Source organism: Pantoea phytobeneficialis, from assembly GCF_009728735.1.
Classification (GTDB): domain Bacteria; phylum Pseudomonadota; class Gammaproteobacteria; order Enterobacterales; family Enterobacteriaceae; genus Pantoea; species Pantoea phytobeneficialis.
The window spans coordinates 356,324-376,987 of the sequence record NZ_CP024636.1 but is presented as its reverse complement, the minus strand read 5'-3'; the positions used below and the strand labels follow the sequence as shown (position 1 = coordinate 376,987).

Sequence of the window (20,664 nt, the reverse complement as noted above, 5' to 3'; positions counted from 1 at the left end):
TTGCGGGGTTTTTTATTTTGCTGTGTGATTTCAAATTTTCTTCAATACGGCCGGGATGTTGACATCCTCCACCGTTCCGTCGGGTGTCTGTGCACCAAGACGGTCCTGAATCCACATATCACCCATCATCTGATTAAGTCCACGATCCAGCCCGGTGACCATCCCCGCGCCAGGCGTAAAGGTCAGCTCACCAAAGAAAACCTGCTGCTCGTGGATATACCAGTCAACGCGCACATAATCGAAATCACTTGCCAGCTTCTTGCTCAAGACTAACGCGTGCTGTAACGCGGCCATTTGCGGCGAGATATCCAGGCCGGTATCGCGAATCTTGTGATACGCCTCGTCTAAATTGTTAACGTAAAAGTTCATGGATAACAACGGCCTACATCGGTTGTAAATCACCTGAAGCACATATTCAAAGTTGCCATCACGTTTATTAAACATATGGAACTTGTAATCAATGGGCGCGTTTTTCCCATCACCAATGTATTTTTCTACCAGAATGCGCGGTTTGATATAGCGGTAGTGGATCTCGCGCGCTTCATCCGCATAGTCTTTTTTCAACCAGGTTTGGCATTTACTGATGATCTGCTGTTTCTTCAGCGCATCTGGCTCTTCCAACAGGATTTCGACCATATTCGAACCGTGGTTCGGTTTGATGACCGTATTTTTCCAGCTCGACAGGGTATGCAGTGAATGAGGATCGCTGGTTTCATACACCAGCGGGATCAGATATTCGCTGCCCACCTTCTCAGCAACGTAATCACGCACCGAGTATTTATCCGACAGGCGACCATAGTTCTGGTAATCGCCATAGACAAACTTGCGATACAGCACCTTCTCATTAAACACTTTGGGCTGACGCAAATTGGGTAACCGACGAAACCTACGGAAGTAGTACAGACGGTCCTGGTAAGCCCAGGGCATTTTTTTGATGAAATACCGCACACTTCGTCTGAGTTCATCTTTCAACTTGAGCATATCTAACCTCATTTGTAGGTTTTGTAGTTGAGCGAGGAAACTTGAATCTTAAAAATGGCGCCATTTCTGAAGAAGTAATTCATCACCGTAAGGGACAGAAGTTCAGTAATGAAGACGCTCCAGGCGGCCCCCATGATGCCGTAGCCCTGAATAAGCCACCACGAGAGCGGCAGGCTGATCGCCATCAAGCAGATAATTTTTCTGAGCAGATAGTTAAACCCTCCTTCCTTGACCATGTAGCGGTACGCCACGGTTCCCATTGCGGAGAAGCTGGACGCTATCGACAACACGGTAATCAGACTTCCTGACTGCGTGTATTCGTGACCATACAAAGCAATGATGATTTTTTCGCCGTATAAGGCGATGACAAGTAACAAGAGCAATGAAACACCCAAAACATAACCGTTCAGGCGCGCCGTCAGCTTGATAGCAACGCTGCCGCGCTCCCTGAAAATCTCTGAAAAGCTGGAGGTGATAATGGCCAATGGAATGAAGGTCCATGAGGCCGATATGGTGTTGGCGGCGGCGAACAAGCCAAGCTCACGCGCCGAGGCGATACCCACCAGAAACATCTGCGCAGTTTTCACCTGTACCGAAATAAAAATGCTGGAGATCGCCAACGGTAAACCGGCATACAGCAGATAACGCAGATAAGCGCCGCGTTTGCTGCGTGCAGGTGCCTGCTCCTGGTTTTCACGGTAGAAGTTGTAGCGTTTGATGGCGTAGGGAACCAACGTCACCACCACAATCGATAAGGTCAGCCAGATGGGGTTGAGCCGGAACCAGGCAATGGCGAAACTGAGTGAAAAACCCAGCAGCAGACCGATTGAGTTGGCAATGGTATTGAGCCGTGAAGCCAGACGCGCGTTGTTATACACGCTGAACGTGTCCTGGGTAACGAATACCGAAGCGATGAACGAAGCCAGCGCAAACGCAAGAAAGTTTTCCTGCATGTTGTACCAGACCCAAATCAACACCGGCACCGAGGTCAATACCAGGAGCGCAAATCGCAACGTGCGTGCCACGTTCATCAGGCGCACACCTTTTGGCTCACTTTTGCTGATGGTTTTGAACAGTATCGTTTCGGTGCCAAACATCGCTACGGTCTGCACCATAGAAAACAGTGAGGTGGAAAACGCCATTTGGCCGAACACCGTCGGGCCGAAGGATTTTGCCACATAGGAAGTCACAAATATGACGCCGAAAACCGAGACGATCTTCTCAGACATCATCCAGGCGGCATTTGACATTACGCTTAATTTCATCAACTCGTCCTTAGTATTACTTACTGCAACTACTTTCGGTACAACGTCCTTGAAAGAATTAAACAAGCGCTAATTGGGCCTGACTTAAATTAATATCTTCAAACCATGCTGGTCCGAAAAAGAGGACTCGCGTCAGGATTCAGACAATGAATTCAGGATAATTCTGATTAAATCCGGCGCGAAACCCTGTGGATGTAACCGATTTCAGTCAAAATATTGACCAAAAAGCTACTGGCATATCCTGGCGTTTTTGCAAGCAGGTTATGCCGTTTTTCCGATGAATGTATAATTTTTCCGCATTTGGGATGAAATGAATCTATATCAAAAACCCAACACCAGGAAGGCGTTCAATGGCAATCAGAATAAAATAAGACTTATCCCATGATGATATTTATTCTAAATATCTTAATTTAACCCTCGCAATTCTAATCGCGCACTTTAATACTGCATTAATAGTGTTTTTGCAGTACCAGATATTAATACAGTAATTCTCATCCACTAATTGATAAGAAAGGTAATAGCATTTATGAGAAAGTCACGATATAGCGAAGAGCAAATCACAAATGCCATTAAAGCTTCTGAAACAGGAGTGAAAGTCAGGGAGATTTGTGAGGAGCTTGGCATTTCCGAAGCCACTTTCTATAGCTGGAAGAAAAAATTCTCTGGACTCTCTTCTGAGGAGGGAAGAAAAATCAAAGAGTTAGAAGACAAACTTCAAACACTCACCCGCGAGTTGCAGACACTCAGCTCTGATAAGGAGATGCTGCAAAGCGTGCTGAAAAATTTCTTCACCACCAATGAAAAACGCCAGGCTGTTAACTTTCTGCAAACCACCTTCGACATAGGCACACGTCGCAGTTGCCGCTTGCTGGATATTAGCCGCAGCGTTTACCACTACCCGTCAGGTACAGAAAATCGCTAACAACATTAAGGCCGTTGTTATTTGACTTAATGCTGAGATTTGTTCTTACCAGAAGAGATGAAGATCATTTAATTCGGCGTTCGTGACATAACAATTCGCACCATTATTTCCTGATGAATAACATCACGAAATTACTTCTTTTTTTGCGGTAAAATTGATTCACATCAGCAAAAGTCTCGCGTTTCAAGCTATTTACGTCCCTCCCAATCTCATTCAGGTGAGATTGGGGCTTTCATTATTACTTTATCAACATTAATACTCTTCGCCAGAAACAGGTATTTTTGTTTAGCATTGATGAACAACAGGCCAGAATCCCTCTCACACCCACTCTTCTTTTAAGTGGATCTATCGTTATCTGGGGGTGATCATATTATCCGCAGTTCCATGTGCCGATGGCGTACTCATACCAGGAATCAGCCTGAAGAGAAACGTTATCATCGCTAAACAATAACGCAATTAGCCATACCGGATGAGTTAATATCACGTCACTATTCATCGCCGCACTTAACCAATCTCGGTCACATGCACGGCGGAAGAGTCTCAGCCAGACAGCAACACCTTGAGGAAATGATGGTTCCGGCAGGGGGTTTTCAGTGCCAGAGCGCAATAAAAAGAGACCTGGCCCGGTTGTTTAATGCCTGTTTAGCGACCATTCAGCCGCCAAAACGGCCCATTTTGCCCGCGAATCACCGCGTCTTCCCCCCAGAACAGGGAGAATTTTATCCACTCGTCCCTGCCAGCCTGGCGTCAGATATGACGTTTCGCGCTGAAAACCTGCCTGGTGGCCCAGGAAATGGTTATAACGCGGTATGGCTTAAGAACAGATAAGGCAAAAGTGGCAGGATTTCTGGCTGGTCATAATCTTAAAATCAGGGGCAAATCAGGATGCCAGCACCCGTGGCTGGCATCGTTTTACGCTTAAATTTCCAGTGAAGTTACCACCGGCTGCGGCTTGATACGCATTGCCGAGATGACGCCAATAATCAAACAGCAGATACCGATGGCGGTCAGCAACGGCGGCCAGCTTTGTCGCCACAGGAAAGTCCAGAACAAGCCAGACAGGGTTTCGAACACAATTAACGGCCCCATAATGACCGTGGGCAGGCGCTGGCTGGCCGCATTCCAGCACAGCGTTCCGAGCCATGAGCACAGCAACCCTATCGCCAGCATCAACAGCAGGAAAACCTCAGGCTGCGGGCCAAAAGGTAACGCGAAATCAGGTTGTTGCCAGTGGATCTGTCCGCACACCAGCAGATAAAACACCACTGCCAGGGGTAACGTCACCAGGCCTTGCGCAGTCGCCCAACTGCCGGGTTTATGCTGCGGATGGTTACGCAGCCAACGCGCATTACGTAGCGGGTACCAGGTCCAACAGCCCACCGCCATCACCGCCAACAACAGGCCGGAGAGATAGCGCGGCCAGTCCAGCGTTGCTCCCTGTGCCTGCAACTCCGCAGCATTGACGCATACCAATCCCAGGGCAATGATCAGCAAGGCAGGCATCAACCGTCGCCAGGGCAATCGCCCTTCCAGATGCCCGTAACACAGGTTAGCCGTGACCGACATCACCACCGGTAAGGTGCCAATAATCATGGTTGCTACCGGTGCGCCGGTACGCTGAATGGCGGTGGCGAGAAAGGCGTAATACATCAGATTGCCCACCAGCGACAGCTTTAACGCCTCAATCCAATCCTGGCGCGCCAGTTGACGCAAGCGACGACGATCCAGCCAGGCAAGCGGCAAGGCGATCAAACCAAAAGCGACATAGCGCCCGGCGGATTGCAACGTGCCGGGATAATCCGGCACCAGCAGCGGCCCGACAAAGATCAGCCCCCACATCAATCCCGCCGCCAGCGCAAACAGAACTCCAGCCAACATAATCTTTTCCTGATTAAGATATTCCGGCGCAGTGTGGCGGAACGCAGCAGCAAAAGCTTGTAGCAGATTGCGGTTAGCGTGCGGGCCAGACCTGTTTTTGATAACGGCCAGGGGTGATGCCATAGCGATGCGCAAAGGCACGCGTCAGATGTGCCTGATCGGTTAAGCCAACGGCTGCTGCAACCGAGGCCGCACTTTCGCCTTGTGCCAGCCGCAACTTGGCGTCATAAAGCCGGAATGCCATCAACATCTGATGTGGTGTGACATGAAACTGCTGGCGGAAACTGCGTAGAAAATGCCACGGCGACAACCCCGCCAGCGCGGCCAGTTCATCCAGCCTGACCGGTTCAGCGAGATTTTCTCGCAGATACGTTTTCACCGAATCAAAACGGTGCGCTCCTTCCACCGGTCGGGATTGCCCGCGATGCGCCAATGGACGCATCAACTCCAGCAATTCCACCAACAATCCCTCGCGTTCCAGCGCGGTTTCAGCCTGCCACAAAGCCGCCAGCCGCAGCGAAAACGGCTGTGCCAGACGAGCATCGGTGCGCAGCGCTTCACTGAACCACCAGTTGCGATCGCCGGTCAGCCTGTCCATCTCATCCGGATGGATGTAAATCATGCGGTAACGCCAGCCCTCTTCACAGGCGGATTCGCCGGTGTGTAGCTCATCCGGATTCATCATCACCAACGAATGCTCGGGTGCGGTGTAGTGCGTGCCACGATAGCGGAAGCGTTGTGCACCCGACTCAATGGTGCCAATGCCAAACGCTTCATGGGTGTGCGGCTCAAAGGCATAACGGGAGATATGCGCCTGATACAATTCAATGCCCGGCAGCTCGGAAAATTGCTGGAATTGCGCGCGGTCACGCTCGCACGGGAAGATTGCAGGAACCACTGACACGACACACCTCCATCGTAAAGAAGATCACCAGCATGCCCCGTAAGACGGGCAAAATGCAAAACAGATTTGTTTTGCCTGTGAGGAAGTTCAGCGCGACACTGACGCCCAGGCATATAAAAGGAGGCGATCATGGGAAGCAAGGTAGTGATGGTGGTGGACATGCAAAACGGGGTGCTGGCAACGCCGCGTTTCGATCGGGCAGGACGTTGCGCGCGGATTAATCAGCTCATTGCCGCCGCTGATCAGGTCATTTTTATCCAGCACGTCGGTCCGGGTCTGGAGCTGAACAGCGAAGCCTGGCAGATTGTGCCTGAGCTACACCAACCGGCTCACGCCCTTTACGTCAATAAAACTGCCTGTGACGGCTTCTGGCAGACCGAGCTGGCGGCGCAGCTGGAACAGCAAGACATTTCGTCTTTTGTCATCTGTGGTTGTGCGACTGATTATTGCGTCGATACCACCCTCAAAGTGGGTGCCAGCCTGGGTTATCGCATCACCGTCGCCGCCGACGCGCACACCACAGCCGATCGTACCTGGGCAACCGCGCAGCAACTGATCAACCAACATAATGAAGTCTGGGCCGATCTGATCCTGCCGGGCAACCCGGTGCAGGTACGACCGACCGCAGAGCTGCTGGCTATCTGGCAGCCAGAGACGGTTAACCCGTAATCGGGCCGCCCAGGTTGAGGCCCTGAAACTGATCGGGCAACGCCAGCTTATAAATGGCAAAATGCGCAGCCGCGCCCGGTTGCGCTGCCAGCGGCTGTTTAACCGGAATATAAAGCTGACGATCGGCGCTGATAAACGTGCCGTCTGGCCGTAACAACCGCACATCACTGGCAATGACGCGCGTTTCACCGGACGGTGCCAACACCCGAATGTTGTGGGTAACGGTTTCCGAGAAGTACACATTGCCCGCCGAATCCATGCAGCAGCCCCCCGAGAAGTTGTTGTCATACACCTGCTCAACATGGGGCAGGATGTCTTCATCAGGCAGATCACTTTGCAGCCAACGGGTTTCCACGCGATAAAGCGGCCCGGTTGGTGCCGCCCAGTAAAGCCAGTTACCGTCGGCGGTGATTTCAATCATATCGCTATTGGGCGGATGGAAGGTTTTGCTGCCTTTGATGCCAGACAACATCGCCGGTGGCGCTTTATCCGACGCCTTCACCACCGGGGTAGCCGACAAACGACGCAGCGTTTTGCCACTGACCATGTCGTGTACAATGATGCCACCCAGACCGGAATCGGTAATGTACAACGCGTTGCCGTGAAAACGCAGGTCGTTCATCTGCGCGCCTGGCGGCAGGATGCGTTCGTCAAACCGCAGAATTTGCAGGATTTCGCCGCTATGTGCATCCAACTGCACCAACTTTTGCGCGCCGGGTTGTGGCACCGCATCTTTTGCTGAAAAAACACCGGCACTGAGCGACCCCTGATCAACACACCACACCGTATCATCAGCAAAAATATGTACCGAGTTAAGGTAAACAAACGCATTGCGCCCATCTTTACCCGGCTGCCACTCATTCCAGCCATTGCCAGGGAAAGGTCGCAAACTGCCATCCGTCTCGCGTCGCGCCAGGGAAGGTGTCGGTTTATCTTTGGCATAGCGTGGCAGGCCAAGAAACAGCAGATTACCGCGGGTTAACGCCACCTGATTCGCCATCCACGGCGAAACGACCACCCGCTCCAGTGGCAAGGGATCTTCAGCCGTAAAAGCCTGAACATTGCGCGCTACGCCCAGCGCGCCCAGCGCGCCCAGCGCCAGCAAAAATGTACGGCGATTGAGGTTCACTCACGCTCCTTCTGCGCCATTGTGTTAGGCCTGACAGGATGGCGAAGCCGCCGTGGGGATGAACGGCTTTTTGTGCCACGCCGGGAGGAATGTGGCAAAAGGTTAAAGCCAGCATTCAATCCGGGGAGCTAACTTGCACGCCACCATGCACCTTTTTGGTTCACGTCAGTCATAAAAAAGACGCTTAACGCTCACTTCTTGCACAGATTTACTCTAAAAAGCACAAATCAATTAATTTTTGCGCAATTAATGCACGGACCGTGAATTTACCCATAAAATAATTATTCTTTTTTATCATGACGTTAAGTATCACTTTCCGAAAAGCATCCCCCCACTGGCCCAGGAATTGCTAATCCCATGTAGATAAATATTGATACCTGCGGGAGTAGACATGGGCAACCATCAGTCAGAAAGTCAGCTGCACAGAGGCTTGAAAAATCGCCATATTCAACTGATTGCGCTGGGAGGCGCAATCGGTACCGGGCTGTTTCTTGGCATTGCGCAAACCATAAAAATGGCAGGTCCGTCGGTCCTGCTGGGCTATGCGATTGCTGGCGTGATCGCCTTCTTTATTATGCGCCAGCTCGGCGAGATGGTGGTTCACGAACCGGTTGCTGGCTCGTTTAGCCATTTTGCCAACCAATACTGGGGCAATTTTGCGGGCTTCGTAGCGGGATGGAATTATTGGGTGCTTTACGTACTGGTCAGCATGGCAGAGCTGACCGCGGTCGGTATTTACGTCCAATACTGGTGGCCGGAAATCCCGACCTGGGTGTCCGCCGGGGTGTTCTTTGTCGTGATCAATGCCATCAATATGGCCAACGTGAAAATTTATGGCGAGGTCGAATTCTGGTTTTCAATCATCAAAGTCGCGGCGATTGTCGGTATGATCGGTTTTGGTGCCTGGCTGCTCGCCAGCGGACACGGAGGTCCCGAGGCGAGCGTCGCAAATCTGTGGCAGCATGGAGGGTTCTTCCCTAACGGAATCAAGGGACTGGTGATGGCAATGGCCGTAATCATGTTCTCATTCGGTGGTCTGGAGCTGATCGGCATTACTGCCGCCGAGGCCGACAATCCGCAGAAAAGCATTCCGAAAGCCACAAACCAGGTTATCTATCGCATCCTGCTGTTCTATGTTGGCGCGCTGGCGGTGTTGTTGTCGCTCTACCCGTGGCAGAAAGTGGTGGAAGGGGGTAGCCCGTTCGTCCTGATTTTCCACGCACTTGACAGTAATCTGGTCGCGACGTTGCTCAACGCCGTCGTGCTTTCTGCTGCGCTTTCCGTTTATAACAGCTGTGTGTTCAGCAACAGCCGCATGTTGTTTGGTCTGGCGAAACAGGGGAACGCTCCCGCCTCATTGTTAAAAGTTAATCGGCGCGGTATTCCTTTTAACGCCCTCAGCGTCTCAGCGCTGGTTACTGCGTTGTGTGTGCTGCTTAACTACCTCATGCCGGGCAAAGCCTTCGAGCTGCTGATGTCGCTGGTGGTCTCTGCACTCGTCATCAACTGGGCGATGATCAGTATCACCCATCTGAAATTCCGCCGCGCCATACGTATCACCAAACAGGAAACCCATTTCCCCAGCCTGGGCTACCCACTGACCAATATCCTGTGTCTGCTGTTCCTGGCCGGAATTCTGGTGATTATGTTTATGACGCCTGGCATCGAGATTTCAGTCTGGCTGATCCCCGTTTGGCTGCTGGTGCTGGCCGTCAGCTATCGGTTAAGAAAAAAGAGCAACACAGAAGCACAGCATCAGAAGATAGCGGCCAACTGAATGTCCTTGGCACGGCAATGCATGAAATAAAAAAGAGGCCCTGCGGCCTCTTTCGAAAATCTGTCTGAATGTGTTCCGATCTTAGAACGGAATATCGTCGTCAAAATCCATCGGCGGTTCGTTGTTCGCTGGTGCGCTCTGCTGCTGTGGACGCTGTTGCGCGCCGCCGCTGAACTGGTTGCCGCCCTGCGGCTGCTGTGGTTGACCCCAACCGTTGTTGTTGCCGCCACTCTGGCCGCCCATCGGTGCTCCGCCGGTGCTGGCGCCCTGCTGACGACCACCCAGCATCTGCATGGTGCCGCCCACGTTTACCACGATCTCGGTGGTGTAACGATCCTGGCCGCCCTGGTCCTGCCATTTACGGGTGCGCAGCTGGCCTTCAATGTAGACCTGTGAACCTTTACGCAGGTATTCACCGGCCACTTCCGCCAGTTTGCCAAACAGCACTACGCGGTGCCATTCGGTGATCTCTTTGTTTTCACCGGTTTGTTTGTCACGCCAGCTTTCTGACGTAGCCAGCGTAATGTTGGCAACTGCGCCACCATTTGGCATATAACGTACTTCCGGATCCTGACCCAGATTCCCGACAAGAATCACTTTGTTAACGCCACGACTGGCCATGTTGCTGTCTCCCGATGAGTTAATGCGTCAATACTAAACGATCAATTCTAGCACGTCTGGATCGCGGTTCCCACTTTCGAGCTGGCTTCCAGAATACACAATCAAAACACAAAATACTGGATATTTATTCAGTTTATTTTTTATGCCATAATACGCGTTTCTTCTGGCCGCCGTCGGCAAGGCGCGGCGAGTGCTGCTAATCCGGGAAAGGTGAATGGATAAGATCGAAGTTCGTGGTGCCCGCACCCATAATTTGAAAAACATCAACCTGATCATCCCTCGCGACAAACTCATTGTGGTTACCGGCCTGTCAGGCTCCGGTAAATCCTCTCTGGCGTTTGATACGCTGTACGCGGAAGGTCAGCGTCGCTATGTGGAGTCGCTCTCTGCCTATGCGCGCCAGTTTCTTTCCTTAATGGAGAAGCCGGACGTTGACCATATCGAAGGTCTCTCGCCCGCCATCTCTATTGAGCAAAAATCCACGTCCCATAACCCGCGCTCGACGGTCGGCACCATTACCGAAATCCACGACTATCTGCGTTTGCTGTTTGCCCGTGTTGGCGAGCCGCGCTGCCCGGATCATGACGTCACCCTGGCGGCGCAAACCGTTAGCCAGATGGTCGATCAGGTGCTGGCACAGGAAGAAGGCCGTCGCCTGATGTTGCTGGCTCCGGTGGTGAAGGATCGTAAAGGCGAGCACACCAAAACGCTGGAGAACCTTGCCTCGCAGGGGTATATCCGCGCCCGTATCGATGGTGAAGTCTGTGATCTCTCCGATCCGCCAAAGCTGGAACTCCAGAAGAAGCATACTATCGAGGTGGTGATTGACCGCTTCCGCGTCCGTGACGACCTCGCGACACGTTTAGCCGAATCGTTCGAAACCGCGTTGGAATTAAGCGGTGGCACGGCGATTGTCGCTGATATGGATGACAACAGCGCCGAAGAGATGCTGTTCTCCGCCAACTTTGCCTGCCCGGTGTGCGGCTACAGCATGCGCGAACTCGAACCGCGCCTGTTCTCGTTCAATAACCCGGCGGGTGCCTGTCCAACCTGTGACGGCCTCGGTGTGCAGCAATATTTCGATCCCGATCGTGTAGTTCAAAACCCGGAGCTGTCGCTGGCGGGTGGTGCGATTCGCGGCTGGGATCGCCGTAATTTCTACTATTTCCAGATGCTGCGTTCGCTGTCTGAGCATCTGGATTTCGATGTCGAAGCACCGTTTAACAGCCTGAGCGACAAAGCACAGCAGGTGATTCTGTACGGTTCTGGCAAAGAAAGCATCGAATTCAAATACATCAACGACCGTGGCGATACCTCAGTGCGCCGCCATCCGTTTGAAGGCGTGCTGCACAATATGGAGCGCCGCTATAAAGAGACGGAATCCAATGCGGTGCGCGAGGAGCTGGCGAAATTTATCAGCAACCGCGCCTGCGCCAGCTGTGAGGGCACCCGTCTGCGCCGTGAAGCGCGCCACGTCTTTGTGGAAAACACCAACCTGCCGACCATCTCTGACATGAGCATCGGCCACGCAATGGATTTCTTCCGCGATCTCAAACTGAGCGGCCAGCGCGCCAAAATTGCAGAAAAAGTCCTGAAAGAGATTGGCGATCGTCTGAGCTTCCTCGTCAACGTCGGGCTGAATTATCTTTCCATGTCGCGCTCTGCTGAGACGTTGTCCGGCGGTGAAGCACAGCGTATCCGTCTGGCGAGCCAGATCGGTGCGGGTCTGGTGGGGGTGATGTACGTACTGGATGAACCGTCGATTGGTCTGCATCAGCGCGACAACGAACGTCTGCTGAGTACGCTGATTCACCTGCGTGATCTCGGCAATACGGTGATTGTGGTGGAGCACGATGAAGATGCGATTCGTGCCGCCGACCATATCATCGATATCGGCCCCGGCGCCGGGGTGCATGGCGGCCAGGTGGTGGCGGAAGGTGACGTCAACGCCATCATGGCGCATGAAGATTCTCTTACCGGCCAGTACCTGAGCGGCAAACGTGAAATTGCCGTGCCGAAAGAACGCGTTAAAGGCGATCCCGCCAAGGTGCTGAAGTTGACCGGGGCGCGCGGCAACAACCTGAAAGACGTGACCCTGACGGTGCCGGTCGGTCTGTTTACCTGCATCACTGGCGTGTCAGGTTCCGGTAAATCGACACTGATTAACGATACCCTGTTCCCGATTGCTCAGCGCCAGTTAAACGGTGCCACCAGCGGTGAACCGGCACCCTATCGCGAGATCGCCGGTCTGGAACATTTCGACAAAGTGATCGATATCGATCAAAGCCCGATCGGTCGTACACCGCGTTCCAACCCCGCGACCTATACCGGCATCTTCACCCCGGTGCGCGAACTGTTTGCCGGTGTGCCGGAGTCGCGCTCGCGTGGCTATAATCCGGGCCGCTTCAGTTTTAACGTGCGTGGTGGACGTTGTGAAGCCTGCCAGGGCGATGGGGTGATCAAGGTTGAAATGCACTTCCTGCCGGATATTTACGTCCCCTGCGATCAGTGCAAAGGCAAACGTTATAACCGTGAAACGCTGGAGATTAAATACAAAGGCAAAAGCATCCATGAAGTGCTGGAGATGACCATCGAAGAAGCGCGTGACTTCTTTGATGCGGTGCCAGCGCTGGCGCGTAAGCTGCAAACCCTGATGGACGTGGGCTTGTCCTATATCCGCCTCGGCCAGTCTGCCACCACGCTGTCCGGCGGTGAAGCGCAGCGCGTGAAGCTGGCGCGTGAGCTGTCGAAACGCGGTACCGGCCAGACGTTGTACATCCTTGATGAGCCGACTACGGGCCTGCACTTTGCTGATATCCAGCAACTGCTGGAAGTGCTGCATCAGTTGCGCGATCAGGGCAATACCATCGTGGTGATTGAGCACAACCTCGACGTGATCAAAACGGCTGACTGGATCGTCGATCTCGGCCCCGAAGGCGGCAGCGGCGGCGGCGAAATCCTGGTGGCAGGTACGCCAGAAACCGTGGCGGAATGTGAAAAATCACATACGGCACGCTTCCTTAAACCAATGTTAAAAAAGTAATTTCTCTCTCAGGCCCGCGATTGCGGGCCTGATTCTTTCTGCCAGATTCCGCAGAGAAATGCAGAAACAGGCAAGAATCAGACATCTTCAGGCATATACGCTTTCCCATCAGGTGACTATCCTTACACAGTTCCTTTTTGGCGTACTCAAGCGCCTTTATCCCTTCCGTTTACGGAGAGGATCCCCGCAAAAACTCACGACACATCTTAACTGGAGACACCATGAATATTACGCATGCCTATGCCGCACAGGACGCGAAATCTAAACTCGCTCCGTTCGACTATAAGCCTCGCGAGCTGCGCGCTCATGATGTGCAGATTGAAGTGTTGTACTGCGGCGTCTGCCACTCTGACCTTCATACTGCGCGTAACGAATGGAAAAACACCATTTTCCCGGTCGTACCAGGCCATGAAATCGTTGGCCGCGTGACGGCGGTAGGCGCACACACTCATAAATACAAAGTGGGTGATCTGGTCGGCGTGGGCTGTATGGTCGACTCCTGCCGTAGCTGTCCGAGCTGCCAGGAAGGTCTGGAGCAGTACTGTGAAAACGGTTTTGTTGGCACCTACAACGGTGAAGATCGCGAAACCAAAGCCATCACCTATGGCGGCTACTCCACCAGCATGGTTGTGGATGAAAGCTTTGTGCTGCGTGTACCGGAAAACCTCGACCTGGCAGGTGTTGCACCGCTGCTGTGTGCCGGTATCACCACCTACTCACCGCTGCGTCACTGGAACGTGGGTCCGGGCCAGAAAGTCGGTATCGTCGGCCTTGGTGGTCTCGGTCATATGGGTGTGAAGCTGGCGCATGCTATGGGCGCACATGTGGTGCTGTTCACCACGTCACCGTCAAAAATTGAAGACGGCAAACGCCTTGGCGCTGACGAAGTGGTGATCTCGAAGGACGCGGATCAGATGGCCCAGCACCTCAACAGCTTTGACTTCATCCTGAACACCGTGGCGGCGCAGCACGATCTCAACCCGTTTATTGCCCTGCTGAAGCGCGATGGCAACATGACGCTGGTGGGCGCACCGGAGCACGATCACCCGGCACCGCAGGTGTTTAACCTGATCTTCAAACGTCGCAGCATCGCTGGCTCGCTGATTGGCGGTATCGCTGAAACCCAGGAAATGCTGGATTTCTGCGGCAAGCACGGTATCACTTCCGATATCGAACTGATCGCCATGAACCAAATCAACGAAGCCTATGAGCGTATGCTGAAAAGCGACGTGAAATACCGTTTTGTAATTGATATCAACACCCTGCGTGAGGAAGCTGTCGCTTAATCCTCATCATGGCTGACGCCCGCCGCGCGTGTGGCGTCAGCCTGTTGCCAGGAAGCATCCACCAGGTAGTAAATCTGCGAATCTTTCAGCGAACCGTCCAGCCACAGGGTGCTCCAGTGGGACTTGTTCAGATGCTCGCTGGGAAACACATCACTATGTTCTTCACGCAATAAATCGGCCAGTGCCGGGGTGGCTTTCAACGAAACCGCCGGACGCCCTTTTACCTCATGCACCATCGCAAATAAAATCCCCTCGCTTTTGATCTGCGTGGCTTTCCAGTCACTGTGCACACTCTGCTCTGCGCCCGGCTTGCTCATGCAATATGTCAGTAAATCCGAAGTGTTCATATTTACTCCCCTTGTAAGGTGGCGACAATGCGCCGCGCACCGCCGTGAACCCGATGTTCACCGAGCCAGATCCCCTGCCACGTCCCCAGCATCAGCCGCCCACGGCTAATCGGTAACAACAAGGATACGCCGAGTAGCGATGACTTAATGTGCGCGGGCATATCATCTGCACCTTCATAATCGTGTTGATAAGGGGCATTTTCTGGCACATGACGCAGAAAATGTTGCTCCATGTCGCTGCGTACCGTGGGATCGCAATTTTCATTGAGGGTCAGTGAGGCGGAGGTGTGCTGTAGCAACAAATGCAGCTGACCAATACGCACATCCGACAGGGCGCGTAGCTGTCCGACGATCTCGTCGGTGACCAGGTGAAAACCGCGTGGTTTGGCGCTAAGCGTTAAGGTTTGTTGGTGCCACATGCCTGAATCCTGAATTAAACACACCGTTTAAGTGTGCAGCATGACGGCGAAAGGTAAAGGAAAAAACGGCCTGAAATTGGACGAAAAAAAACCGCCAGCATCAAGCTGGCGGCTTCATCATGGATTACATCACCGCAGCAAAGGCTTCAGCTACCTGATGTACGTTGCGGCTATTAAGTCCTGCCACACACATACGACCGCTGGCAATCAGGTAGACACCGAACTCGTCACGCAGACGATCGACCTGCTGCGCACTCAGCCCGGTGTAGCTGAACATGCCACGCTGTTTCAGCAGATAATCGAAGTTCTGGCCCGGCAGCTTCTCACGCAGTACCGCAACCAGTGCCTGACGCATTTCGATAATACGCAGACGCATCGCTTCTACTTCCGCCAACCAGTTGTTCAGCAGCGCTTCATCGTTCAGAACACAGGAAACCACCTGAGCACCGAAGTTCGGCGGGCTGGAGTAGTTACGGCGCACCGTTGCTTTCAACTGACCCAGCACACGGCCTGCTTCTTCTGCGCTATCGCAAACGATAGAGAGTCCACCGACGCGCTCACCATACAGTGAGAAGATTTTGGAAAACGAGTTGCTGACCAGCGCTGGCAGACCCGCAGCCGCCACGGCACGAATCGCATAGGCGTCTTCGTTCATACCGGCGCCAAACCCCTGATAAGCGATATCGAGGAACGGGATCAGTTCCTGTGCTTTCAGCACCTCAACGGTCTGATCCCACTGTGCGTCAGTCAAATCCGCACCGGTTGGGTTATGGCAGCACGGATGCAGCAGCACGATGCTTTGCTTCGGCAGGGTTTTCAGCGCAGCGATAAAGGCATCGAATTTCACGCCGTTGGTTTCTGCGTCGTACCACGGGTAAGTGCTGACTTCAAAACCGGCACCGTTGAAGATCGCAATGTGGTTTTCCCAGGTAGGATCGCTAACCCAGACGTTGGAGTTCGGGAAGTAACGTTTGAGGAAATCCGCACCGACTTTCAGCGCACCTGACCCACCCAGCGTCTGGATGGAGGCAATGCGGCCCGCCTTCAGCATCGGGTGCTCGCGACCGAACAGCAATGGTGCGATGGCGTTACGGTAAGGACCAAAACCTTCCATCGGCAGATAAAGCGAAGCCTGATGCGGTGCCGCTTGCAGGCGCTCTTCCGCTGCGGCAACCGCCTGCAGCTGAGGAATGATGCCCTGCTCGTTGTAATAGAGGCCGATGCTCAGATTCACTTTATTCGCGCGCTGGTCCTGTTTGAAGGTTTCCATCAGCGACAGAATCGGATCGCCGGCATAGGCATCAACGTTTTGAAACACGGTGCAGATCTCCATGATTGGTCAAAAAAGTCAGGTAACGATGCATCGTCAAACCCTGTAACGGCCTGGGCGGTGATTCATGGCGATGATCAGATTCAGGATCACCGCGCCCGCTATCGAGGCAAGCAGCATGGGTACGGATACGACAAACAACGAAGCCAACACCACGCAGGTATCGACCGCCATTTGCAGTTTTCCAGCGCGCAGGCCGATGCGGTCCTGCAACCAGAGCGCCAGAATATTGACGCCGCCCAGACTGGCTTTGTGACGAAACAACACTATAAACCCAATCCCCATTACCACGTTACCGAACAATGTCGCATAAAACGGATTTAATGAGGAAAAATGGATGAACAACGGGTGCAGGTGGGTAAACAGTGACACCAGGCCCACGGCGCAGAATGTTTTCAGGGTAAATTCCCAGCCCATACGACGCACCGCCAGCCAGTAAAATGGCAGGTTAATCAGGAAAAAGGCGCTGCCGAAGGAAAGTGGCGTCAGATAGCTAATTAAGAAGGCAATACCGGCGGAACTGCCGGTCAACGCTCCCGCTTGCTTCAGCATGATCACGCCGAAAGAAACCATCAGCGTGCCAAGCACTATCGCCAGGGCATCTTCGATACGGGAGTGGGGAATCTTGGTGGGTTCAACAACGTTATCCATGGATTTATCTCATTGCAATTGATGCGGTTCAAATGCAAAAAACGCACCACATCGGCGACGTCGTGTCGCCGCCGATGGGTGCCAATGATTATCCAATTGATAACTAAGGCGCTTTATTGCAGGTTTTTGTGCATGGCTCAGAGGCTAAATCAGTAATCCATGCACAAATCTGTTATCTGGTGCGCGTTTTTTGCATTTGATTGGCAATAATTGCACCAGACTAGCACATTACGCACTTTTTTGGCGCGTTTTGTGCTCAGGAATTATCATCAAACCGTTCTCTTTTAAACGGCTCAAAACCACTGAGGTTTTGACATGGGCGACACTTTGATGCCCCCCCACCAGTTGGCTGATTAAGGCACTGAGTGAAGCCAGATCCGCTACCGCAACTTTCAGCAAATAATCCGCATCACCCGTGGTTTTAAACGCATCCACGATGGCCGTTTCCTGTTCCACCATACGGTGAAAACTCTCTTCATAATCAGGTGTGTGGTTAATCAGCCGCACCTCAATCAATCCCACCATGCCGAGGCCGATGGCATCGGGCGACAAGCGGGCGTGATAACCGAGAATCAGGTTTGCCTGTTCAAGATTGATGCGTCGGCGTGAACATTGAGACGCCGAAAGGCCCACTAAATCACTGAGTTCCTGGTTGGTGAGGCGGCCGTTAGATTGTAATAATGTCAATATTTTAAGGTCGTAATCGTCTACCTGAGTCATGCTGCTTCCAGAGCGTAAATGGGGGCGCTTTGCTACAGATAACCTGATTAAAGGCGGGGTTGTCCAACACTATTTTCCAATGACGTGAAATGCATGCACAGATCGTGCATGCAGAGGGGAGAAGAGGATTATTCGTCGTCGTATTGCGGGCCGGCGTAGTTATCAAAACGCGACCAGTGACCATTGAAGGTCAAACGTACTGTGCCGATCGGTCCGTTACGCTGTTTACCGATGATGATCTCAGCAATGCCTTTCAGATCGCTGTTTTCGTGATAAACCTCATCACGATATATAAACATGATCAGGTCCGCATCCTGTTCGATCGAGCCGGATTCACGCAGATCCGAGTTCACCGGGCGTTTATCGGCACGTTGTTCCAGCGAGCGGTTCAACTGCGACAACGCCACCACCGGCACATTCAGTTCTTTCGCCAACGCCTTGAGCGAGCGTGATATTTCGGCGATTTCCAGCGTACGGTTATCCGACAGCGAGGGGACACGCATCAATTGCAGGTAGTCGATCATGATCATGCTCAGGCCATCGTTTTCACGATAGATACGGCGCGCGCGCGAACGCACCTCCGTCGGCGTCAGACCGGAAGAATCATCGATGTACATGTTCTTCTTCTCAAGCAGGATGCCCATAGTAGCGGAGATACGCGCCCAGTCCTCATCCTCCAGCTGACCGGTACGGATACGCGTCTGATCCACTCGTGATAATGACGCCAGCATACGCATCATGATCTGTTCGCTGGGCATTTCCAGACTGAAAATCAGGACCGGCTTTTCTTGCAGCATGGCGGCGTTTTCGCACAAGTTCATGGCGAAGGTGGTTTTACCCATCGACGGACGTGCCGCAACGATAATCAGATCAGAACCCTGCAAACCGGCGGTTTTTTTGTTCAGATCCTGATAACCGGTGTCTACCCCGGTGACGCCATCGTGCGGCGTAGAAACCAGCGATTCAATACGCGATACCGTGGCTTCGAGGATTTGCTCGATATTCCTCGGGCCTTCATCTTTGTTGGCGCGCTGCTCGGCGATCTTGAAGACGTTGGATTCCGCGAAATCGAGCAGATCTTCACTGCTGCGCCCCTGCGGATCGTAACCGGCATCGGCGATTTGATTCGCCACTGAGATCATTTCGCGTACCACCGCACGCTCGCGCACGATGTCAGCATAGGCACCAATGTTGGCCGCGCTCGGGGTGTTTTTTGCCAGTTCGGCGAGATAGGCAAAGCCCCCCGCCATTTCCAGCTCGCCACGCGTTTCCAACGATTCCGACAGCGTAATCAGGTCGATAGGCTGTCCGGCTTCCAGCAGGCTCTGCATTTCGGAGAAGATTAGCCGGTGCGAGCGGTTGAAGAAATCCTCAGCGACCACGCGTTCGGAGACGTTGTCCCAACGCTCGTTATCCAGCATCAACCCACCGAGTACCGACTGCTCCGCCTCAATGGAATGCGGCGGCATTTTCACGCCCTCCAGTTGACGGTCGCGGGTTTCGTTCGATTTGTTGGTGGGTTTATTTCCTGCCATAGTGAATGCATTACCGATCTTTAGAGTGACGGGCAAGTATAACGTCACAGGATGAACAATCACAGGAGTCAGAATGGCAAAGCGTATTCAGTTCAACGAACATGGCAGCCCTGAAGTACTGCAATGGGTGGATTTTGAGCTCAATGACCCCGTTGAACATGAAGTCCAGGTGGAAAATCGGGCAATCGGTATTAACTATATCGATACCTATGTACGTAGCGGATTGTATCCGGTGGCAGCGAAACCATCTGGTCTGGGTACGGAAGCGGCAGGCGTAGTGAAAAAAGTTGGTTCTGCCGTTACACGCTTTAAAGTGGGCGATCGCGTGGTGTATTGCCAGTCGGCGCTCGGTGCGTACAGCGAGTTGCACAATGTGCATGAAGATCGTCTGGTGATTCTGCCTGAACGCATCAGCTTCGAGCAGGGAGCCGCCTCGTTCCTGAAGGGCCTGACCGTACAATATCTGTTGCGTCAGACTTATAAGGTCAAAGCGGATGAGACATTCCTGTTCCATGCCGCAGCGGGCGGTGTCGGTCTGATTGCCTGCCAGTGGGCGAAAGCGCTGGGCGCGCACCTGATTGGTACCGTAGGCTCCGCTGAAAAAGCGCAAATCGCCAAAGAGGCGGGCGCATGGGCCACCATTAACTATCGCGACGAGAATATTGCGCAACGGGTGAGTGAACTGACCAACGGCAAAAAAGTGGCTGTGGTGTATGACTCAGTAGGTAAAGATACCTGGGAAGCGTCACTGGATAGTCTGCGTCGCCACGGTCTGATGGTGAGTTTTGGTAATGCGTCCGGTCCGGTCACCGGTGTCGATTTGGGCATTCTGAACAAGAAGGGGTCGCTGTTTGTCACCCGTCCTTCATTGTTTGGTTATATTACCAACCGCGAAGAACTCGACCACGCCAGTGCTGAGCTGTTTTCACTGATTGCCAGCCATGCGATTAAAATCAATGTGCCGGAACAGCAGAAATTCGCGTTACGCGATGCGGCTCAGGCGCATAAGGTGCTGGAAAGCCGCGCAACGCAAGGTTCAAGCCTGCTGATTCCCTGACGCCATAAAGCAAACGGGGCTTCCCGTAGGAAGCCCCTTTTTCTTTTTTATAGTTCGCGCTGGTGTAGGGACAGCGGCGATGAATTTGTTTCGACTCAACGGCAAACATCCTGACAGAAAACATAAGTAA

At 53.0% G+C, this 20,664-nt stretch carries 18 protein-coding genes; 6 read left to right on the top strand and 12 right to left on the bottom strand.

Annotation, left to right across the window (positions count from 1 at the left end):
- Window positions 1–30 precede the first annotated feature (30 nt).
- Window positions 31–981 (bottom strand): ATP-grasp fold amidoligase family protein, encoded by a 951-nt coding sequence (locus CTZ24_RS01670; protein WP_021184103.1) that lies wholly within the window; start codon window positions 979–981, stop codon window positions 31–33.
- An 8-nt stretch (window positions 982–989) separates the two neighbouring features.
- Window positions 990–2,246, bottom strand: coding sequence for an MATE family efflux transporter (locus tag CTZ24_RS01665; protein WP_021184102.1), 1,257 nt, complete (start codon window positions 2,244–2,246; stop codon window positions 990–992).
- Between the two features lie 526 nt (window positions 2,247–2,772).
- Between CTZ24_RS01665 and CTZ24_RS01660 the strand changes: the two genes are divergently transcribed.
- Window positions 2,773–3,168 (top strand): transposase, encoded by a 396-nt coding sequence (locus CTZ24_RS01660; RefSeq protein ID WP_021184101.1) that lies wholly within the window; start codon window positions 2,773–2,775, stop codon window positions 3,166–3,168.
- 918 nt (window positions 3,169–4,086) lie between these two features.
- Here the strand turns inward: CTZ24_RS01660 and CTZ24_RS01655 are convergent.
- Both CTZ24_RS01655 and CTZ24_RS01650 read right to left on the bottom strand, forming a co-directional pair.
- Window positions 4,087–5,046: a DMT family transporter gene (locus CTZ24_RS01655; protein WP_021184099.1), complete on the bottom strand. Its 960-nt coding sequence runs from the start codon at window positions 5,044–5,046 to the stop codon at window positions 4,087–4,089.
- A 73-nt stretch (window positions 5,047–5,119) separates the two neighbouring features.
- Window positions 5,120–5,950 carry an AraC family transcriptional regulator gene (locus tag CTZ24_RS01650; RefSeq protein ID WP_208724618.1) on the bottom strand — a complete coding sequence of 277 codons (831 nt, stop codon included), beginning with the start codon at window positions 5,948–5,950 and terminating at the stop codon, window positions 5,120–5,122.
- A gap of 129 nt (window positions 5,951–6,079) precedes the next feature.
- Here CTZ24_RS01650 and CTZ24_RS01645 point away from each other — a divergent pair, with 129 nt between their 5' ends.
- Window positions 6,080–6,619, top strand: a complete 540-nt coding sequence (locus CTZ24_RS01645; RefSeq protein ID WP_021184097.1) for an isochorismatase family protein — start codon at window positions 6,080–6,082, stop codon at window positions 6,617–6,619.
- Here the strand turns inward: CTZ24_RS01645 and CTZ24_RS01640 are convergent.
- On the bottom strand, window positions 6,609–7,748 hold the full coding sequence (locus tag CTZ24_RS01640; RefSeq protein ID WP_208724617.1) for an SMP-30/gluconolactonase/LRE family protein: 1,140 nt from the start codon (window positions 7,746–7,748) through the stop codon (window positions 6,609–6,611). The two genes, CTZ24_RS01645 and CTZ24_RS01640, sit on opposite strands and share 11 nt — an antisense overlap.
- A 391-nt stretch (window positions 7,749–8,139) precedes the next feature.
- On the opposite strand from CTZ24_RS01640, the gene CTZ24_RS01635 reads away from it, so the two are divergent.
- Window positions 8,140–9,525, top strand: a complete 1,386-nt coding sequence (locus CTZ24_RS01635) for an amino acid permease (protein WP_208724616.1) — start codon at window positions 8,140–8,142, stop codon at window positions 9,523–9,525.
- Between the two features lie 81 nt (window positions 9,526–9,606).
- Here the strand turns inward: CTZ24_RS01635 and ssb1 are convergent, their stop codons facing one another.
- Window positions 9,607–10,146: a single-stranded DNA-binding protein gene (gene ssb1 / locus CTZ24_RS01630; protein WP_208724615.1), complete on the bottom strand. Its 540-nt coding sequence runs from the start codon at window positions 10,144–10,146 to the stop codon at window positions 9,607–9,609.
- A 214-nt stretch (window positions 10,147–10,360) separates the two neighbouring features.
- Between ssb1 and uvrA the strand changes: the two genes are divergently transcribed.
- Together uvrA and CTZ24_RS01620 are read left to right on the top strand one after the other, a co-directional pair.
- Window positions 10,361–13,189, top strand: coding sequence for an excinuclease ABC subunit UvrA (uvrA, locus tag CTZ24_RS01625; RefSeq protein WP_021184093.1), 2,829 nt, complete (start codon window positions 10,361–10,363; stop codon window positions 13,187–13,189).
- Between the two features lie 221 nt (window positions 13,190–13,410).
- A complete protein-coding gene (locus CTZ24_RS01620; protein ID WP_208724614.1) occupies window positions 13,411–14,475 on the top strand; it encodes an NAD(P)-dependent alcohol dehydrogenase in 1,065 nt (354 codons plus the stop codon).
- Here the strand turns inward: CTZ24_RS01620 and CTZ24_RS01615 are convergent.
- The 6 genes from CTZ24_RS01615 to dnaB form a co-directional block, all read right to left on the bottom strand.
- Window positions 14,472–14,822 (bottom strand): MmcQ/YjbR family DNA-binding protein, encoded by a 351-nt coding sequence (locus tag CTZ24_RS01615; RefSeq protein WP_021184091.1) that lies wholly within the window; start codon window positions 14,820–14,822, stop codon window positions 14,472–14,474. The two genes, CTZ24_RS01620 and CTZ24_RS01615, sit on opposite strands and share 4 nt — an antisense overlap.
- Window positions 14,823–14,824: 2 nt before the next feature.
- Window positions 14,825–15,241 carry a secondary thiamine-phosphate synthase enzyme YjbQ gene (locus tag CTZ24_RS01610; RefSeq protein ID WP_013507498.1) on the bottom strand — a complete coding sequence of 139 codons (417 nt, stop codon included), beginning with the start codon at window positions 15,239–15,241 and terminating at the stop codon, window positions 14,825–14,827.
- 124 nt (window positions 15,242–15,365) lie between these two features.
- Window positions 15,366–16,559, bottom strand: a complete 1,194-nt coding sequence (locus tag CTZ24_RS01605; RefSeq protein ID WP_208724613.1) for an amino acid aminotransferase — start codon at window positions 16,557–16,559, stop codon at window positions 15,366–15,368.
- A gap of 48 nt (window positions 16,560–16,607) precedes the next feature.
- A complete protein-coding gene (locus CTZ24_RS01600; RefSeq protein ID WP_013507496.1) occupies window positions 16,608–17,222 on the bottom strand; it encodes a YitT family protein in 615 nt (204 codons plus the stop codon).
- Window positions 17,223–17,450: 228 nt separating this feature from the next.
- Window positions 17,451–17,942 carry an Lrp/AsnC family transcriptional regulator gene (locus tag CTZ24_RS01595; protein ID WP_208724612.1) on the bottom strand — a complete coding sequence of 164 codons (492 nt, stop codon included), beginning with the start codon at window positions 17,940–17,942 and terminating at the stop codon, window positions 17,451–17,453.
- Window positions 17,943–18,070: 128 nt separating this feature from the next.
- Window positions 18,071–19,477: a replicative DNA helicase gene (gene dnaB / locus CTZ24_RS01590; protein ID WP_021184088.1), complete on the bottom strand. Its 1,407-nt coding sequence runs from the start codon at window positions 19,475–19,477 to the stop codon at window positions 18,071–18,073.
- Window positions 19,478–19,550: 73 nt separating this feature from the next.
- Between dnaB and CTZ24_RS01585 the strand changes: the two genes are divergently transcribed.
- Window positions 19,551–20,534, top strand: a complete 984-nt coding sequence (locus CTZ24_RS01585; RefSeq protein ID WP_208724611.1) for a quinone oxidoreductase — start codon at window positions 19,551–19,553, stop codon at window positions 20,532–20,534.
- The last annotated feature ends 130 nt before the right edge of the window (window positions 20,535–20,664 follow it).